Annotated in this window: 20 protein-coding genes; all 20 read right to left on the bottom strand. The window is 66.0% G+C overall.

The window, feature by feature from the left end; translation table 11 throughout:
* Positions 1-11 precede the first annotated feature (11 nt).
* Positions 12-380, bottom strand: coding sequence for a 50S ribosomal protein L14 (gene rplN, locus B5F79_RS05495; RefSeq protein WP_087218540.1), 369 nt, complete (start codon positions 378-380; stop codon positions 12-14).
* Between the two features lie 79 nt (positions 381-459).
* Positions 460-726: a 30S ribosomal protein S17 gene (rpsQ, locus tag B5F79_RS05490; protein WP_087218536.1), complete on the bottom strand. Its 267-nt coding sequence runs from the start codon at positions 724-726 to the stop codon at positions 460-462.
* 18 nt (positions 727-744) lie between these two features.
* Positions 745-960, bottom strand: a complete 216-nt coding sequence (rpmC, locus tag B5F79_RS05485; RefSeq protein ID WP_087218533.1) for a 50S ribosomal protein L29 — start codon at positions 958-960, stop codon at positions 745-747.
* Between the two features lie 5 nt (positions 961-965).
* Positions 966-1,391, bottom strand: a complete 426-nt coding sequence (rplP, locus tag B5F79_RS05480) for a 50S ribosomal protein L16 (RefSeq protein WP_087218530.1) — start codon at positions 1,389-1,391, stop codon at positions 966-968.
* On the bottom strand, positions 1,391-2,101 hold the full coding sequence (rpsC, locus tag B5F79_RS05475; RefSeq protein WP_087218527.1) for a 30S ribosomal protein S3: 711 nt from the start codon (positions 2,099-2,101) through the stop codon (positions 1,391-1,393). Before rpsC ends, rplP begins: the two co-directional genes overlap by 1 nt.
* Positions 2,102-2,108: 7 nt before the next feature.
* A complete protein-coding gene (gene rplV / locus B5F79_RS05470) occupies positions 2,109-2,471 on the bottom strand; it encodes a 50S ribosomal protein L22 (protein WP_087218524.1) in 363 nt (120 codons plus the stop codon).
* A gap of 16 nt (positions 2,472-2,487) precedes the next feature.
* Positions 2,488-2,748, bottom strand: a complete 261-nt coding sequence (rpsS, locus tag B5F79_RS05465; RefSeq protein WP_072374173.1) for a 30S ribosomal protein S19 — start codon at positions 2,746-2,748, stop codon at positions 2,488-2,490.
* A 30-nt stretch (positions 2,749-2,778) separates the two neighbouring features.
* Positions 2,779-3,615, bottom strand: a complete 837-nt coding sequence (rplB, locus tag B5F79_RS05460) for a 50S ribosomal protein L2 (protein WP_087218521.1) — start codon at positions 3,613-3,615, stop codon at positions 2,779-2,781.
* 137 nt (positions 3,616-3,752) lie between these two features.
* On the bottom strand, positions 3,753-4,052 hold the full coding sequence (gene rplW / locus B5F79_RS05455) for a 50S ribosomal protein L23 (protein WP_087218518.1): 300 nt from the start codon (positions 4,050-4,052) through the stop codon (positions 3,753-3,755).
* Positions 4,052-4,678, bottom strand: coding sequence for a 50S ribosomal protein L4 (gene rplD, locus B5F79_RS05450; RefSeq protein WP_087218515.1), 627 nt, complete (start codon positions 4,676-4,678; stop codon positions 4,052-4,054). The genes rplW and rplD overlap by 1 nt, the downstream gene beginning before the upstream one ends.
* Positions 4,679-4,715: 37 nt before the next feature.
* On the bottom strand, positions 4,716-5,336 hold the full coding sequence (rplC, locus tag B5F79_RS05445; protein ID WP_087218512.1) for a 50S ribosomal protein L3: 621 nt from the start codon (positions 5,334-5,336) through the stop codon (positions 4,716-4,718).
* Positions 5,337-5,855: 519 nt separating this feature from the next.
* On the bottom strand, positions 5,856-6,461 hold the full coding sequence (locus tag B5F79_RS05440) for a histidine phosphatase family protein (protein WP_087218509.1): 606 nt from the start codon (positions 6,459-6,461) through the stop codon (positions 5,856-5,858).
* A 1-nt stretch (position 6,462) separates the two neighbouring features.
* Positions 6,463-7,062, bottom strand: a complete 600-nt coding sequence (gene thrH, locus B5F79_RS05435; protein ID WP_087218506.1) for a bifunctional phosphoserine phosphatase/homoserine phosphotransferase ThrH — start codon at positions 7,060-7,062, stop codon at positions 6,463-6,465.
* A 227-nt stretch (positions 7,063-7,289) separates the two neighbouring features.
* Positions 7,290-7,598, bottom strand: a complete 309-nt coding sequence (gene rpsJ / locus B5F79_RS05430) for a 30S ribosomal protein S10 (protein ID WP_072374151.1) — start codon at positions 7,596-7,598, stop codon at positions 7,290-7,292.
* Between the two features lie 38 nt (positions 7,599-7,636).
* Positions 7,637-9,733, bottom strand: coding sequence for an elongation factor G (gene fusA / locus B5F79_RS05425; RefSeq protein WP_087218503.1), 2,097 nt, complete (start codon positions 9,731-9,733; stop codon positions 7,637-7,639).
* Between the two features lie 24 nt (positions 9,734-9,757).
* Entirely contained in the window at positions 9,758-10,231 is a 474-nt protein-coding gene (gene rpsG / locus B5F79_RS05420) for a 30S ribosomal protein S7 (RefSeq protein ID WP_087218500.1), read from the bottom strand.
* A 38-nt stretch (positions 10,232-10,269) separates the two neighbouring features.
* Entirely contained in the window at positions 10,270-10,641 is a 372-nt protein-coding gene (rpsL, locus tag B5F79_RS05415; RefSeq protein WP_087218496.1) for a 30S ribosomal protein S12, read from the bottom strand.
* A gap of 462 nt (positions 10,642-11,103) precedes the next feature.
* On the bottom strand, positions 11,104-11,922 hold the full coding sequence (locus B5F79_RS05410; RefSeq protein WP_087218491.1) for a DegV family protein: 819 nt from the start codon (positions 11,920-11,922) through the stop codon (positions 11,104-11,106).
* Complete coding sequence (gene accD / locus B5F79_RS05405) at positions 11,910-13,631, bottom strand: acetyl-CoA carboxylase, carboxyltransferase subunit beta (RefSeq protein ID WP_087218488.1); 1,722 nt, start codon at positions 13,629-13,631, stop codon at positions 11,910-11,912. The genes B5F79_RS05410 and accD overlap by 13 nt, the downstream gene beginning before the upstream one ends.
* The gene (gene accC, locus B5F79_RS05400; protein ID WP_087218485.1) at positions 13,624-14,961 is read right to left on the bottom strand and encodes an acetyl-CoA carboxylase biotin carboxylase subunit; all 1,338 of its coding nucleotides are present in this window, start codon (positions 14,959-14,961) and stop codon (positions 13,624-13,626) included. The genes accD and accC overlap by 8 nt, the downstream gene beginning before the upstream one ends.
* Positions 14,962-15,018: the final 57 nt, after the last annotated feature.

The raw sequence follows: 15,018 nt of genomic DNA, 5'->3' as shown, positions 1-15,018 counted from the left end.
GTCCTCACTCCCTAGAGCGTCTCAGGCGCGAGCGAGACGATCTTCATGTAACGGTGGTCGCGGAGCTCGCGGGCGACGGGCCCGAAGATACGGGTGCCCTTGGGCTCGCCATCCTTGTTGACCAGGACGCAGGCGTTCTGGTCGAAGCGGATGTAGCTGCCGTCCTTGCGGCGGGTCTCCTTGACGGTGCGCACGATGACGCAGCGCACGATGTCGCCCTTCTTCACCTGTCCGCCAGGCGTGGCCTCCTGAACGGCGCCGATGATGACGTCGGCCAGGCCGGCGTAGCGACGCTTGGAGCCACCGAGGACCTTGACGCACTTCACGCGTCGGGCGCCGCTGTTGTCAGCGACGTTGAGCATGGTCTCCATCTGAATCATTGGTGTTCCTCCGAACGTGTGCCCACCCAGAGGTGCGTCCACGCGAGCGACGCACGTGGGTTGGGCTCGTCACTGATACTTACTTGGCGCGCTCGACGATCTCCACGAGACGCCAACGCTTGGTCTTGGACAGCGGGCGGGTCTCCATGACGGTAACGAGGTCGCCGATGCCGCACTCGTTCTTCTCGTCGTGAGCGTGGAGCTTCTTCGAGATGGTCATCATCTTGCCGTACTTGGGGTGACGCTTGCGGTAGTCGATCTTCACCGTGATGGACTTGTCGCCAGAAATGGAGACGACCGTCCCGGTGACGACCTTGCGCGAGTTCCTCTTCTCGGTCTCAGCCATAAGTCATTCTCCTGCGATCTAGTTCTGCGCGGCGGACTTCTCCGCAGCGATCTGACGGGCGCGCTGCTCGGTGAGGACGCGCGCGATGTCCTTCTTCACGGTCTTGACGCGGGCCGTGTTGTCAAGCTGGCTCGTGGCCATCTGGAAGCGGAGGTTGAAGAGCTCAGCGCGGCCCTCCTCCAGCTTCTTGGCGAGCTCGTCGTCGCTCATGGCCTTGATCTCGGTGTACTTCATTGTGGCTATGCCTCCTCGCCGGACTCGGTGCGGGCGACGATCTTGGTCTTGATGGGCAGCTTGTGCTGAGCAAGACGGAGAGCCTCACGAGCGACCTCGTCGGCGACGCCGTCGATCTCGAACATGATGCGGCCCGGCTTGACCACGGCCACCCACTCCTCGGGGTTGCCCTTGCCGGAGCCCATGCGGGTCTCAGCCGGCTTCTTGGTGATGGGCTTGTCCGGGAAGATGGTGATCCAGACCTTGCCGCCACGCTTCATGTAACGGGTCATGGCGACACGGCAGGCCTCGATCTGGCGGTTGGTGATCCAGTGGGCCTCGAGGGCCTGGATGCCATAGCTGCCAAAGTGCAGCTCAGTATTGCCCTTGGCGTGGCCCTTCATGGAGCCGCGCTGGACCTTGCGGTGAAGAACGCGCTTAGGAGCGAGCATTAGCGGTTCCTCCTCTCGTTGCGACCACGACGGGGACGGCTGGAGCCCTCAAGCGCCGGACGGGGCGTGGGCTGGCCGGGGAGCTTCTCGCCGAGGTAGATCCAAACCTTGATGCCGCAGGCGCCCATGGTGGTGCGAGCGGTGGACTGGCCGTAGTCGATCACGGCACGCAGGGTGTGCAGGGGCACGCGACCCTCGCGGTACCACTCGCGACGGCCCATCTCGGCGCCATTGAGGCGGCCGGAGCACTGGATACGAATGCCCTTGGCGCCGGCCTTGCGGGCGGACTGGACGGCCTTGCGCATGGCGCGACGGAAGGCAACGCGCTGCTCGAGCTGCTCGGCGATGGACTGGGCGACGAGGTTGGCGTCGAGCTCGGGGCGCTTGACCTCGACGACGTCAACGGCGACCTGGCCCTTGCTCACGCCGGCGACCTTCTCGAGGTCGGCGCGCAGGACGTCGATGTCGGCGCCCTTCTTGCCAATGACGATGCCCGGGCGGGCGGTGTAGATGGTCACCTTGACCTTGTCGCCGGCGCGCTCGATGTCAACGCGGGAAAGGGCGGCCTTGGCAAGGCGCTTCTCGAGATACTTGCGGATGGCAAGATCGTTGCCGAGGTTCTCGGCGTAGTTCTTATCGGCGTACCAGCGGGAACGCCACTCCTCGGTGATGCCGAGACGGAAGCCAGTAGGCTGAACCTTGTGACCCATGCTTTCCCTACGCCTCCTTTCGAGGAGCGACGACGACGGTGATGTGGCTCATGCGCTTGTTGATGCGGGAAGCGGAGCCCTTGGCGCGCGGACGGATGCGCTTGAGCGTGGGGCCCTCGTCAACGTAGGCGAGCTTGACGACGAGGTTGTCCTCGCGCAGGCCGTTGTTGTTGACGGCGTTGGCGATCGCGGAGCGCAGAACCTTGGCCACGTCCACGGAGGCGGCGCGGGTGGAGAACTGCAGGACCTCGAGGGCCTTGGCAACCGGGAGGTTGCGGATCAGCGAGACGACGGCACGGGCCTTGCGAGGGGCAACGCGGACGTACTTGGCCGTCGCGCGGACCTCGTTGGTGTTGGTGTTCTGAGGCATGTTAACTCCCTACCCCCTACTTTTCCTTGTGACCACGGAAGGTGCGGGTGGGGGCGAACTCGCCCAGCTTGTGCCCGACCATGGACTCGGTGACGTACACGGGCACGTGCTTGCGGCCGTCGTGAACGGCGATCGTGTGGCCCACCATCTCCGGGAAGATGGTCGAGGAGCGCGACCAGGTCTTGATGACCTCCTTGGTGCCGGCCTCGTTCTGAGCGGCGACACGCGCGAGGAGGCGAGTCTCCACGAACGGGCCCTTCTTGAGACTTCTGCTCATGCTTTCTATCTCCTACTACTCGTGTTGCTACTACTTGGACTTGCGGCGACGGATGATCAGACGGTTGGAGCCCTTCTTCGGGTCGCGCGTCTTGTAGCCCTTCGTCGGCTTGCCCCACGGGGTGACGGAGGGACGACCGGAGGTGTGGTTCTTGCCCTCGCCGCCGCCGTGCGGGTGGTCGACCGGGTTCATGACGGTACCACGGACGGTCGGGCGGACGCCGGCCCAGCGGCTGCGGCCGGCCTTGCCGACGACGATGTTGGAGTGGTCGGCGTTGCCCACCTCGCCGATGGTGGCGCGGCAGGTGAGAAGGACGCGGCGAAGCTCGGAGGAGGGCATGCGGAGGACGGCGTAGCCGTTGTCCTTGCCCATGAGCTGGACGGACGTGCCGGCGGCGCGGGCCATAGCGGCGCCCTTGCCGGGCTGGAACTCGACGGCGTGAACCAGGGTGCCGACGGGGATCTCGGAGAGCGGCATGCAGTTGCCGGGCTTGATGTCGACGTCCTTGGTGCCGGACAGGACGGTGTCGCCCACGTGCAGGCCCTCGGGGCACAGGATGTAGGCCTTGGCGCCGTCAACGTAGTGGAGCAGCGCGATGCGGGCGGAGCGGTTGGGGTCGTACTCGATCGTGGCGACCTTGGCCGGGACGTCGTCCTTGCGGCGCTTGAAGTCGATCTTGCGGTACTGACGCTTGTGGCCACCGCCCTGGTGACGGGTGGTGATGCGGCCGTTGTTGTTGCGGCCGGCCTTCTTGGGCAGGGGCTCGAGGAGCGACTTCTCGGGCGTGGTGCAGGTGATCTCGGCGAAGTCCGAGACCGTCTGGAAACGCCGACCGGCGCTCGTGGGCTTGAGGTGCTTGACTGCCATTTCTTTCCCTTCTTCTTCCGTTGGCCGACCCGCTCAGGGATTGGCGGGCGACACCGGATTACCACGGTACCGCGCGTATCCATCGTGCGCGGCATAAGAGCCCAGCCTCCCGTGGGAGGCGCGGGCGGGGTGCCTTGCTACTCGGCGGCCTGGTTGCCGAAGATCTCGATCGTCTCGCCGGCGGCGAGGGTCACGACGGCCTTCTTCCAGGAGCGCGTGGTGCCGGGCGTCTGATAGCGGACGCGCTTCTTCTTGCCGGACACGTTCATGGTGTTGACCTTGACCACGTGCACGTTGAAGAGCTTCTCCACGGCGTCGGCGATCTCCTCCTTCGGGGCGTTCTTGGCAACCTCGAAGGTGTACTTGCCCTGCTCCATGAGGTCGAAGGAACGCTCGGAGACGATCGGGCGAATGATCACGTTGTAGACGGAGTTCATTATGCGAGCACCTCCTCGAACTGCTTCGCGACGTCGGCGGTCATGACGAGGGCGCCGTTGTCGATGAGGGAGCGGGTGGTGGCCTCGGAGACGCCGATCACGTTGACCTTCTCCAGGTTGCGGAAGGAGAGGTAGGTGTTGATGTCGTCATCGGGAACCACGACGGTCACGCGCTTCTCGGCGATGCCGAGGGCGGCGAGAAGGGCCTTGGCCTGCTTGGTGGAGGGCGTCTCGAAGGAGAGGGCGTCGACGAGCACGAGCTCCTGGTCGGCGACCTTGCCGGAGAGGACGGACCTCATGGCGAGCTTGACCATCTTGTTGTTGATGCGCTTGGCGTGGCTGCGCGGGGTGGGCCCGAAGATCACGCCGCCGCCGGTCCACTGACCAGCGCGGATGGAGCCCTGACGAGCGCGGCCGGTGCCCTTCTGGCGATAGGGCTTGACGCCGCCGCCGGAGACCTCGTGGCGGTTCTTGACGGAGTGGGTGCCCTGGCGCAGGCAGGCGTCCTGGCAGGTCACGACCTGGTGGATGCAGGGGATGTTCGGCTCGATGCCGAAGACGCCGTCAGCGAGCTCGGTCTCGGTGACCTGGGCCCCCTCAGCGTTCTTGATAGCGTACTTGGACATTCTGTCCTCCTTGTTAGCCTAAGAGATTTCCTGGCACTTAGGCCATGCGGACCTGGACGAGAGCGTTCTTGCCGCCGGGGACAGCGCCCTTGATGAGCATGAGGTTCTGCTCGGCGTCAACGCGAACGAGCTTGAGGTTCTTCACCGTGACGCGCTCGTCGCCCATGTGGCCGTACATGTGCAGGCCCTTGCGGACGCGAGCGGGATAGGCGCACTGGCCGATGGAACCCGGACGGCGCTGGTTGCGGGAGCCGTGGGTCATGGGGCCACGGGAGAAGTTCCAGCGCTTGACGGTGCCCTGGAAGCCCTTGCCCTTGGAGGTGCCGATGACGTCGACGGCCTTGACCTCGGCGAAGTCAGCGACGGTCACGACGTCGCCGGTGTGGTGCTCCTCGCCGTTCTCAACGCGAACCTCGCGCAGGTAGCGCATGGGCTCGACGCCGGCCTTGGCAAAGTGCCCGGCCATGGGCTTGTTGACGTGCTTGGCGGAGATGTCTCCGAAGCCGATCTGAACGGCGTCGTAGCCGTCGGTCGCCTTCGTCTTGACCTGCGAGACGGTGCAGGGGCCAGCCTGGATGACGGTGACGGGCACGACGTTGTCGTTCTCGTCCCAGATCTGCGTCATCCCAAGCTTGCGGCCAAGGATCGTGCTGACCATGCTCTTTCCTAACCCTCGGTGGTCATGGGACCTTTGGGGCACCCTTTGCCCCTCCCCAGCGGACCACGTCCTGTATCTGCCGCCCACCAGGTCAAGACACAGCTCTCCCCAATAGCGCAGCCTGTCTAGTCTACACGCCCTCAGGTGAATTCACAATGTCTACGCAAAAGTTTTGTGTGCTCTGAGCTGCGGCTCGAGTTTCCGCGCTCCCGGGCGTATCCATCCTCTTGCACAAAAGGGGACGTGCCTGAAATATGCAAATCCTTGCATGTTTCAGGCACGTCCCCTTTTGTGCAATCAAAGGTTCTGGTTCACGATCTTCTCGGTGGCAGTTTCACTTCTTGGACTTTGCATTGAGTGCGGTCCCAGCCGCACTCGTTCGCCGCACTTGAGGGTATCACGCGAGAGGGCGGACGCACCTGAGGAGCAGATCGCCCAAAAACGGCCGCACTTCTCGACCGCACTTATGAGTGCGGCCTGGGCCGCACTCGTTCAGCCGCAGGAGCGAGAATGTCTCCCCTACACCGTCTGGTTCACGATCTTCTCGCAGACAAACTGGCGAGAAGAACGGTCGAAGCCGTAGACGAGCACGCAGCAGTTGCCGAGGTGAACGTCCTGTTCGCAACGGGCAAGGTGCTCCCACGCCAGCTTGAACTGCAGGGTGGCGGAGCCGTGGCTCACCGCGAGCACGTTCTTGGCATCAGACGACAGCATGAGTTTGGTGAGCGTATCCACGATGCGCTCGCGCAGGGCGGCGCTCCCCTCTCCGCCGTAGGGCACGAGCGTCTCTCCGGGGTCCCAGAGCTCGGCGGGAACGTCCGCGGCAGGACCGCCCTCGAAGGGGCCGTAGCTCCGCTCGATGAGACCGTCCACCGGCTCGACCCGAGGCGCAGGAAGCCCGGCGGCAAGCAGCTCCTCTCGCGCCACCTCGGCCGTCGCGAGCGCCCGACCGAGCGGCGACGAGAAGACCCTCTCGAAGCTCGCGCCCTGGGCGGCTAGCCAGGCGCCGGCCGCACGTGCCTGCGCGATGCCAAGCTCCGTGAGCGGCGAGTCACAGTGCCCCTGCACGCGGTGCTCGAGGTTGTACTGGGTCTGCCCGTGCCTCAGCAGATAGAGCGCGGGCATCCTAGAGCGCCCCCGTGATGGCCGCGAGAAGCTCGTCGTAGCCGTCATAGGCGGGGACGTCCGAGTTTGCCTCGCAGATGGCGGCCGTGCTCCTAAAGAGGAAGCCCGCCTTGCCGGCGCGGATCATGGCGAGGTCGTTGAAGGAGTCCCCGGCGGCTATGGTCTCGTACCCGCAGGACTGGAGGGCGCGCACGGTAGTGAGCTTGGAGTTCTCGCAGCGCATGAGATGACGGAGAATCTCGCCGTCGGGTGCCACCTCAAGGGAGTTGCAGAGCAGCGTGGGCCATCCGAGCTTGGCCATGAGGGGACGCGCGAACTCCTCGAAGGTGTCGCTCAAGATGACGACCTGCGTGCGCTCGCGCAGCGCATCGAGAAACTCGCGCGCGCCGGGCAGCGGGTCTATGCGGGAGATGGTCTCCTGGATCTGCGGCAGCCCCAGCCCGCGCTCGCGCAGGATCTCAAGGCGATAGGCCATGAGCCTGTCGTAGTCCGGCTCGTCTCGCGTGGTGCGACGCAGCTCGGGGATGCCGGACTCCTCCGCAAACGCGATCCAGATCTCCGGCACCAGCACGCCCTCAAGGTCCAGGCAGACGATATTCATGGGGATGTCACCTCCGACAACGCCGTTCTTCTCGCCATACTAGCGTGCGGTCAGTGCGCATTCAACGCAAGTCGGAGCATAGGACCAGCCGCGAAACATTCATCGCGCTCAAACGGTTGGACCCGTTGCTTCAATAGCAGAGGCCCCGACCCTGCTAAGCGGAAGTTTCACGATGTGCACTTCCGCATACAGGGTCGGGGGCCTCCCCACTGCTGAGAACTTACGGCCTAGAGCTTGATCTCGATGTCAACGCCGGCCGGGAGGTCAAGACGCATGAGCGAGTCGACCGTGGAGGGCGAGGGGTCGAGGATGTCGATGAGGCGCTTGTGGGTGCGCATCTCGAACTGCTCGCGGGAGTCCTTGTCCTTGTGCGGCGAGCGGATGACCGTGTAGAGGTTGCGCTCGGTGGGCAGGGGGATGGGGCCGGACACGCGGGCACCGGTCTTCTGGGCGGTGTCGACGATGAGCTTCGCGGACTGATCAACGACCTCGTGATCGTAGCCCTTGAGGCGAATCCTGATCTTCTGGCTTGACACTTTGTACCTCCAAATGAGCTAGGGCTCGTGGTCGTTAACTAGGAAGCGTTGCCGCCGTTCTTGGCGACGATCTCGTCACGGATGGCCTTCGGCACGGCCTCGTAGGAGTCGAACTGCATGGTGTAGCTCGCGCGGCCCTGCGTCTGGGAGCGAAGGTCGGTGGCGTAGCCGAACATCTCGCCCAGGGGCACCTTGGCCTTGATGACCTTGGTGTCGCGACGGTCCTCCATGCCCTCGATCTTGCCGCGGCGGGAGGAGAGGTTGCCCATGACGTCGCCCATGTACTGCTCGGGCGTCTCGACCTCGACCTGCTCGATCGGCTCGAGAAGAACGGGGTCGGACTTCTTGAGGGCGTCCTTGATGGCCATGGAGCCGGCGATCTTGAAGGCGGCCTCGGAGGAGTCGACCTCGTGGTAGGAGCCATCAATCAGCTTGACCTTGATGTCGACGACCGGGTAACCGGCGACGACGCCGCTCTCGAGCGCCTCCTGGATGCCCTTGTCGATGGAGGGGATGTACTCCTTCGGGATGACGCCACCGACGATGGCGTTCTCGAACTCGTAGCCCTTGCCCGGCTCGTTGGGCTCCATGTCGATGACGGCGTGGCCGTACTGGCCGCGGCCGCCGGACTGGCGGACGAACTTGCCCTCCGCGTGCGCGACGGCCTTGCCGGCGGTCTCGCGGTAGGCGACCTGCGGCTTGCCGACGTTGCAGTCGACCTTGAACTCGCGACGCAGACGGTCGACGATGATCTCGAGGTGAAGCTCGCCCATGCCGGAGATGATGGTCTGACCGGTCTCGTGGTCGGTGTGGACCTGGAAGGTCGGGTCCTCCTCGGCGAGCTTGGCCAGGCCCACGGACATCTTGTCCTGCTCGGCCTTGGTCTTGGGCTCAACGGCGACGGAGATGACCGGCGTGGCGAACTCGATGGACTCGAGGATCACGGGGTGCTTCTCGTCGCAGAGGGTCTCACCGGTGGTGGTGTTCTTGAGGCCGACGCAGGCGACGATGTCGCCGGCGGAGCAGTTCTCGCGGTCGACGCGCTCGTTGGCGTTCATCTCGAGGATGCGGCCCAGACGCTCGCGGTTGTCCTTAACCGAGTTGTAGACGTAGGAGCCCGCCTCGGCCTGGCCGGAGTAGACGCGGATGTAGGTGAGCTTGCCGACGTAGGGGTCGGTCATGATCTTGAAGGCGAGGGCCGCGAAGGGCTCCTTCGGGTCGGCGTGACGGACCTCGGGCTCACCCTTGAGGTTGGTGCCGTCGATCTCGGCGACGTCGAGCGGGCTGGGGAGGTAGTCCACGACGGCGTCGAGGAGCTCCTGGATGCCCTTGTTCTTGTAGGCGGAGCCAACGAAGACGAGGTTGAGCTCGCCGTCGATGACGCCCTTGCGCAGAGCGGCCTTGAGGTCGTCGACGGAGATCTCGGCCTCCTCGAGCACAGCCTCCATGATCTCGTCGGAGAAGTTAGAGGCGGCGTCGAGCAGCTCCTCGCGCTTCTCCTGGGCGAGGTCCATGAACTCATCGGGGATGGCGTCCATGGGCTCGGGGTAGATCATGCCCTTGGAGTCCTCCTTGAAGTCCCACGCGGTCATGGTGACCAGGTCGATGAGGCCCCAGAAGTTGGACTCGGCGCCCATGGGGATCTGCGCGGCAACGGCGTTGGCGTGCAGACGGTCCTTCATGGTGTCGATGGCGTGGAAGAAGTCAGCGCCCACGCGGTCGAACTTGTTGATGAAGGCGATGCGGGGGACGCCGTAGGTCGTGGCCTGACGCCAGACGGTCTCGGACTGCGGCTGGACGCCGGCGACGGCGTCGAAGACCGCGACCGCGCCGTCGAGGACGCGCAGGCAGCGCTCGACCTCGGAGGTGAAGTCGACGTGACCCGGGGTGTCGATGATCTGGATGACGTGGTCCTTCCAGAAGCACGTGGTGGCGGCGGAGGTGATGGTAACGCCGCGCTCCTGCTCCTGAACCATCCAGTCCATGGTGGCGGCGCCATCGTGGACCTCACCGATCTTGTGGGTCTTGCCGGTGTAGTAGAGGATGCGCTCCGTCGTGGTGGTCTTACCGGCGTCGATGTGAGCCATGATGCCGATGTTGCGGAGGTCCTCGAGCTTGTACTTAACCTTTGCCATGTGGCTTCTCCTCGGTCTCGCGGACTAGAAGCGGTAGTGAGAGAAGGCGCGGTTGGCCTCGGCCATCTTGAAGAGGTCCTCGCGACGCTTCACGGAAGCGCCCACGCCGTTGGAGGCGTCGAGGATCTCGTTGGCAAGACGCTCGGCCATGGTCTTCTCCTTGCGGGCACGGGAGAAGTTGACCATCCAGCGGATGGCGAGCTGGGTGGCACGACGGGAGTTGACCTCCATGGGCACCTGGTAGGTGGCGCCACCGACGCGCTTGGGCTTGACCTCGAGGGTCGGGCGAATGTTGTCCATGGCCTTCTTGAAGACGGTCAGGGCGTCCTCGCCGGACTTCTCGGCAACGATGTCGAAGGCACCGTAGACGATGCGCTCCGCGGTGGCCTTCTTGCCATCAAGAAGGACCTTGTTGATGAGCTGCGAGACGAGACGGTTGTTGTAGACGGCGTCCGGCTGAATCTCGCGGCGATGAGTCTTGGATGCACGACGCGGCATGTTCTATCTCCTCAGATCTTGGAAGCTGTTACGTGGTTCTACTTCGGGCGCTTGGTGCCGTAGCGAGAACGGGCCTTCTGGCGGTTCTGGACGGCGGCGCAGTCGTAGGCGCCACGGATGATCTTGTAGCGGACACCGGGGAGGTCACGCACGCGGCCGCCGCGGATGAGCACGATGGAGTGCTCCTGGAGGTTGTGGCCCTCGCCGGGGATGTAGGCGGTGACCTCGATGCCGTTCACGAGGCGCACACGGGCGACCTTGCGAAGGGCGGAGTTCGGCTTCTTGGGGGTGGTGGTGAAGACGCGGGTGCACACGCCGCGCTTCTGGGGGTTGTGCTGCAGGGCTGCGTTCTTGGACTTGGACTTGACGCTCATGCGCCCGTTGCGAACCAGCTGGTTAATAGTAGGCAAAGCTCTCTCCTTCTATACCTATCAACGTGCCTGTTTGTTGTATTCAAGGGCCGAGCAGCACCTCTGCCCCGGATTGACGCGACGATGAACTTTACGCCGGAGGGTGGCTGTTGTCAAAACGCCACGGACCCGGGCGTATCCATCCTTCACGGTATGTTCACGCAGAAGGGGCGACCTGGCAGCGGGGCGCACTTCTCGCCATCTTGCGGGGGGCCGCCCGCACTTCTCGGCCTCTCCCGAGAGCCCGCTCGCACCCCTCAGCCGCACTCAAGAAGTGCGGCCTTCATGACGCGTTATTCTCACTGAGTGCGGGCTGCCACCCCAGCGATACGCTCAAGTGCCCGCCAGGAGTGCGGGCCGGGCCGCACCTGATGCCGCAAACCGAGAAGTGCGGGCAGGCTCTCGGGCGATAGCGAGAAGTGCGGGCCGGGTCCCCGCGGGCCGGGCGCCGCGACTGGGGCCCTACGCCCAGGAGAGGCCCACGGCTCCGAGGCCGAGGTGCTCGGCCAGGACCGGGCCCCCGTCCTTCACGCGGATGTGCGCCTCGGGGAAGCGGGAGCGCGCGGCGAGGAAGACCTCGCGCGCCTCGGGCCCGCGGGGGCCGAAGTGGGAGACGATGAGGTCCGTGGTGTCGTCGGGCACCTGCTCGGCCATCGCGGCGGCCATGCCGCGCGCGCCGCGCCCGTCCGCGAGCTGCACGATGCCGCCCTCGGAGAGCGCCATCACCGGGTAGCGGTTGAGCTTGGTGGCAACCGCGCGGCGGATGGCGCCGAGCCTGCCGCTCCGGGAGAGGGCGGCCATGTCCGGCACGCTGAAGACGATGCGGGTGTCCATGCGGATCTTGGTGAGGTCCTCGACCACCTCGTCGAGCGGGCAGCCGCCGTTGGCGAGCGCCCGGGCGCGACGAACGAGAAACTCGAGCGCACCGGCGGTGACCCAGGAGTCGAGCACGGCCACGTTACCGCTCGAGACGTGGGTGGCGGCGTCCTCGGCGCTGCGGAACGCGCCGGACAGGCGCGAGGAGATGGTGACGCACAGAACCTCGTCGCCCTTGTCCAGGTGCGCGCGAATCGCCTTCTCGAAGGAGGCGGTGCGGACCGCGTGCGTGGCAACGTGGCGGCTTGCCGAGAAGAGCTCGGCGTAGTCGCCGTTCTCTCCGACGAAGCCCTCCTCGTACCAGGTGGCGTCGACGGTGTAGCTCATGGGGATGACATCAACGCCGAGCTCTGCCGCCTCGACCCTCGTGAGGCCACAGGTGGAGTCGGTAACTATCGCGAGCATATGCGATTTCCTCCCATCGCACGGAACTTGTCGTAGCGCCGGGAGACGAGCTCCTCGGCAGTGAGCCCGGTGAGCTCGTCGAGCGCGAGCTCGACCTCGCGCATGAGGTCGTGGGCGATCTCTGCGTGCGTGAGCCCGAGGTCGGGCACCACGGCGTCCGCGAGGCCCAGCTCGGCGAGGTCGGACGCGGTGATGCGCAGCGCCTCCGCCGCCTCGTCCGCACGCTTGGTGTCCTTCCAGAGAATCGAGGCGCAGCCTTCGGGGCTCACCACGGAGTACGCGGCGCTCCCGAGCATGAGGATGCGGTCGGCCACGGCGAGCGCGAGCGCGCCGCCCGAGCCGCCCTCCCCCACGATGACGCTCACGATGGGGGTGGCAAGGCCGCTCATCTCCACGAGGCTCGAGGCAATGGCCTCGCCCTGGCCGCGCTCCTCGGCGCCAATGCCGCAGTACGCGCCCGAGGTGTCCACGAGGCAGAGCACGGGGCGGCCGAACTTCTCGGCCTGGCGCATGAGGCGCTGGGCCTTGCGGTAGCCCTCGGGGTGCGCCATGCCAAAGTTGCGGCGCACGCGCTCCTTGGTGGAGTTGCCGCGCTCGATGGCCACGACCGTGAGCACGCGGTCGCCCTTCCAGCCGATGCCGGCCACGATGGCGGGGTCGTCCGCGTAGAGGCGGTCTCCGTGGAGCTCCACGAAGCCGTCGAGCGAGCGCTCGATGAGCTCGAGCGCGGTGGCGCGGTCCGCGGAGCGCGTGAGCTTGACGATGTCGTAGGCGCCCGCGGGCTCCTGGACGCGCTTGGGCCTGTTGCCGCGACGGCCGCGGGGCTCCTCGTGGGTGAGCCTGTGGGGCGCGAGGGGGCCGGGGACCTTGCCCTCGTGCAGGGCGAGAAGCTCGGAGATGGTGGCGACCATGTCCTTGCGCTCCACGATGAGGTCGCAGAAGCCGTGCTCCACGAGGAACTCCGAGCGCTGGAAGCCGGCGGGCAGGCGCTTGTGGGTGGTCTGCTCGATGACGCGCGGGCCGGCAAAGGCCACGAGCGCGCCGGGCTCGGCCAGGATGACGTCGCCCTCCATGGCAAAGCTCGCCGTGACGCCACCGGTGGTGGGGTCGGTGAGGACGGTGAGGTAGAGCAGGCCGGCCTCGGAGTGGCGGCGGACCGCCGCGGAGACCTTGGCCATCTGCATGAGGGAGGTCGTGCCCTCCTGCATGCGGGCGCCGCCGGAGACGGTGAAGCCCACGACGGGCAGGCCGAGCTCCGTGGCGCGCTCGAAGGTGCGGCAGATCTTCTCGCCCACGACCGAGCCCATGGAGCCCATCATGAAGTCCGCGTTCATGAAGAAGAGCGCGGCCTCGTGGCCCCCTATCGTGCCGCGGCCGCAGACCACGGCGTCGTTCTCATGGCTCTTCTCGCGAGCGTCCGCGAGCTTCTCCGCGTAGCCGGGGAACTCGAGGAAGTCCGTGGCGGCAAGAGCGGCGTCCCACTCCTCGAAGCTCCCCGCGTCAACGGTGATGCGCATGCGCTTGCGCCCGGAGACGCGCAGGTGGCGTCCGCAGCGCGGGCAGACGTCGAGGTTCTCGGCAAACTTCGCCTGCTCGATGACGCGCTTGCAGCCGGGGCACTTGACGAGGATGTGGCGCTCGGGGAACTCGGCGGATATCTCCGTGACCGGACCCTCGAGCGCGTTGACGCTCTTCTCCCGCTTACTCATAGAGGTGCTCCATCAGGTTGGTGTGGTAGTTGCCCGAGACGAACTCGGGGTTGGAGAGGATGTCGAGGTGAAGCTCGCTGTTCTCCGCCACGCCGTCGATCACGAGCTCGCCGAGGGCGGAGCGCATCTTGCGGATGGTCTCCTCGCGCGTGGAGGAGCACACGATGAGCTTGCCCAGCAGCGAGTCGTAGTAGGGCGGCACGACCGCCCCCACGTAGAGCGCGGAGTCAAAGCGCACCTGCGGGCCTCCCGGGACGTGCAGCATGGTGATGTCCCCGCAGGACGGGAGGAAGTCGGGGGTCTCCGCGTTGATGCGGCACTCGATGGCGTGGTTGGCGATGGCGATGTCGTCCTGCGTGAAGGGAAGCTCGGAGCCGGAGGCCACGCGCAGCTGCCACTTCACGAGGTCGATGCCGCTCACGAACTCGGTGACGGGGTGCTCCACCTGCAGGCGCGTGTTCATCTCCATGAAGTAGAAGCTGCCGTCGTCCGCAAAGAGGAACTCGATCGTGCCCACGCCCACGTAGCCCACCGCGCGCGTGAGGTCGCGGGCGGCCTTGTGCATGCTCTCGCGCACGCCGGGGTGCGCGTCCAGGCAGGGCGCGGGGCTCTCCTCGATGAGCTTCTGGTTGCGGCGCTGCACGGAGCACTCGCGCTCGCCGAGGGAGACCACGTTGCCGTGCGCGTCCGCCAGGACCTGCACCTCAACGTGGTGCGCCGGCGAGACGAACTTCTCCATGTAGCACTCGCCGTCGCCAAAGGCGGCCTCGGCCTCGGCGTGGGCCTCGGTGAAGGCCTTGCCGGCGTCCTCGGGGCTCTCGACCTTGCGGATGCCGCGACCGCCGCCGCCGGAGCGGGCCTTGATGAGCACGGGGCAGCCGATGCGCCCGGCCTCGGCCACGGCCTCCTCCGGGGTCTTGAGCAGGTCGCAGCCCGGGACGATGGGCACGCCGGCGTCGCGGGCGGTGCGGCGGGCGTTGTCCTTGTCGCCCATGCGGTCGATGACGTCGGGGTCCGGTCCTATGAAGACGAGGCCGCACTCCTTGCACTCGCGGGCGAAGTGCGAGTTCTCCGAGAAGAACCCGTAGCCCGGGTGGATGGCCTTGGCGCCGGACTGAAGGGCCACCGTGAGGATGGCGTCCTCGTTGAGGTAGGAGTCCGCGGGGCGCGGCCCGCCGATGCAGTAGGCCTCGTCGGCGAGGGCCACGTGGAGGGCCTCGGCGTCCGCCGTGGAGTACACCGCCACGGTCTTGACGCCCATCTCCTTGCACGCGCGAATCACGCGGACAGCGATCTCCCCGCGGTTCGCAATGAGAATCTTGTCGAACATCTATGCCTCCTGGGCGACGAGAAGGGACCGTCCCTTTTCATCAAACGCGGGTGATGA

This window comes from Olsenella sp. An285, from assembly GCF_002159625.1.
In the GTDB taxonomy this organism is placed as follows: Bacteria; Actinomycetota; Coriobacteriia; order Coriobacteriales; family Atopobiaceae; genus Thermophilibacter; species Thermophilibacter avicola.
This window is presented reverse-complemented; position numbering and strand designations above follow the sequence as displayed.

Bases quoted from the DNA above. Each gene is read 5' to 3' on its own strand.
- rplN (WP_087218540.1), bottom strand. From the start codon at position 380: ATGATTCAGATGGAGACCATGCTCAACGTCGCTGACAACAGCGGCGCC.
- rpsQ (WP_087218536.1), bottom strand. From the start codon at position 726: ATGGCTGAGACCGAGAAGAGGAACTCGCGCAAGGTCGTCACCGGGACG.
- rpmC (WP_087218533.1), bottom strand. From the start codon at position 960: ATGAAGTACACCGAGATCAAGGCCATGAGCGACGACGAGCTCGCCAAG.
- rplP (WP_087218530.1), bottom strand. From the start codon at position 1,391: ATGCTCGCTCCTAAGCGCGTTCTTCACCGCAAGGTCCAGCGCGGCTCC.
- rpsC (WP_087218527.1), bottom strand. From the start codon at position 2,101: ATGGGTCACAAGGTTCAGCCTACTGGCTTCCGTCTCGGCATCACCGAG.
- rplV (WP_087218524.1), bottom strand. From the start codon at position 2,471: ATGCCTCAGAACACCAACACCAACGAGGTCCGCGCGACGGCCAAGTAC.
- rpsS (WP_072374173.1), bottom strand. From the start codon at position 2,748: ATGAGCAGAAGTCTCAAGAAGGGCCCGTTCGTGGAGACTCGCCTCCTC.
- rplB (WP_087218521.1), bottom strand. From the start codon at position 3,615: ATGGCAGTCAAGCACCTCAAGCCCACGAGCGCCGGTCGGCGTTTCCAG.
- rplW (WP_087218518.1), bottom strand. From the start codon at position 4,052: ATGAACTCCGTCTACAACGTGATCATTCGCCCGATCGTCTCCGAGCGT.
- rplD (WP_087218515.1), bottom strand. From the start codon at position 4,678: ATGTCCAAGTACGCTATCAAGAACGCTGAGGGGGCCCAGGTCACCGAG.
- rplC (WP_087218512.1), bottom strand. From the start codon at position 5,336: ATGGTCAGCACGATCCTTGGCCGCAAGCTTGGGATGACGCAGATCTGG.
- B5F79_RS05440 (WP_087218509.1), bottom strand. From the start codon at position 6,461: ATGCCCGCGCTCTATCTGCTGAGGCACGGGCAGACCCAGTACAACCTC.
- thrH (WP_087218506.1), bottom strand. From the start codon at position 7,062: ATGAATATCGTCTGCCTGGACCTTGAGGGCGTGCTGGTGCCGGAGATC.
- fusA (WP_087218503.1), bottom strand. From the start codon at position 9,733: ATGGCAAAGGTTAAGTACAAGCTCGAGGACCTCCGCAACATCGGCATC.
- rpsG (WP_087218500.1), bottom strand. From the start codon at position 10,231: ATGCCGCGTCGTGCATCCAAGACTCATCGCCGCGAGATTCAGCCGGAC.
- B5F79_RS05410 (WP_087218491.1), bottom strand. From the start codon at position 11,922: ATGCTCGCGATAGTTACCGACTCCACCTGTGGCCTCACGAGGGTCGAG.
- accD (WP_087218488.1), bottom strand. From the start codon at position 13,631: ATGAGTAAGCGGGAGAAGAGCGTCAACGCGCTCGAGGGTCCGGTCACG.
- accC (WP_087218485.1), bottom strand. From the start codon at position 14,961: ATGTTCGACAAGATTCTCATTGCGAACCGCGGGGAGATCGCTGTCCGC.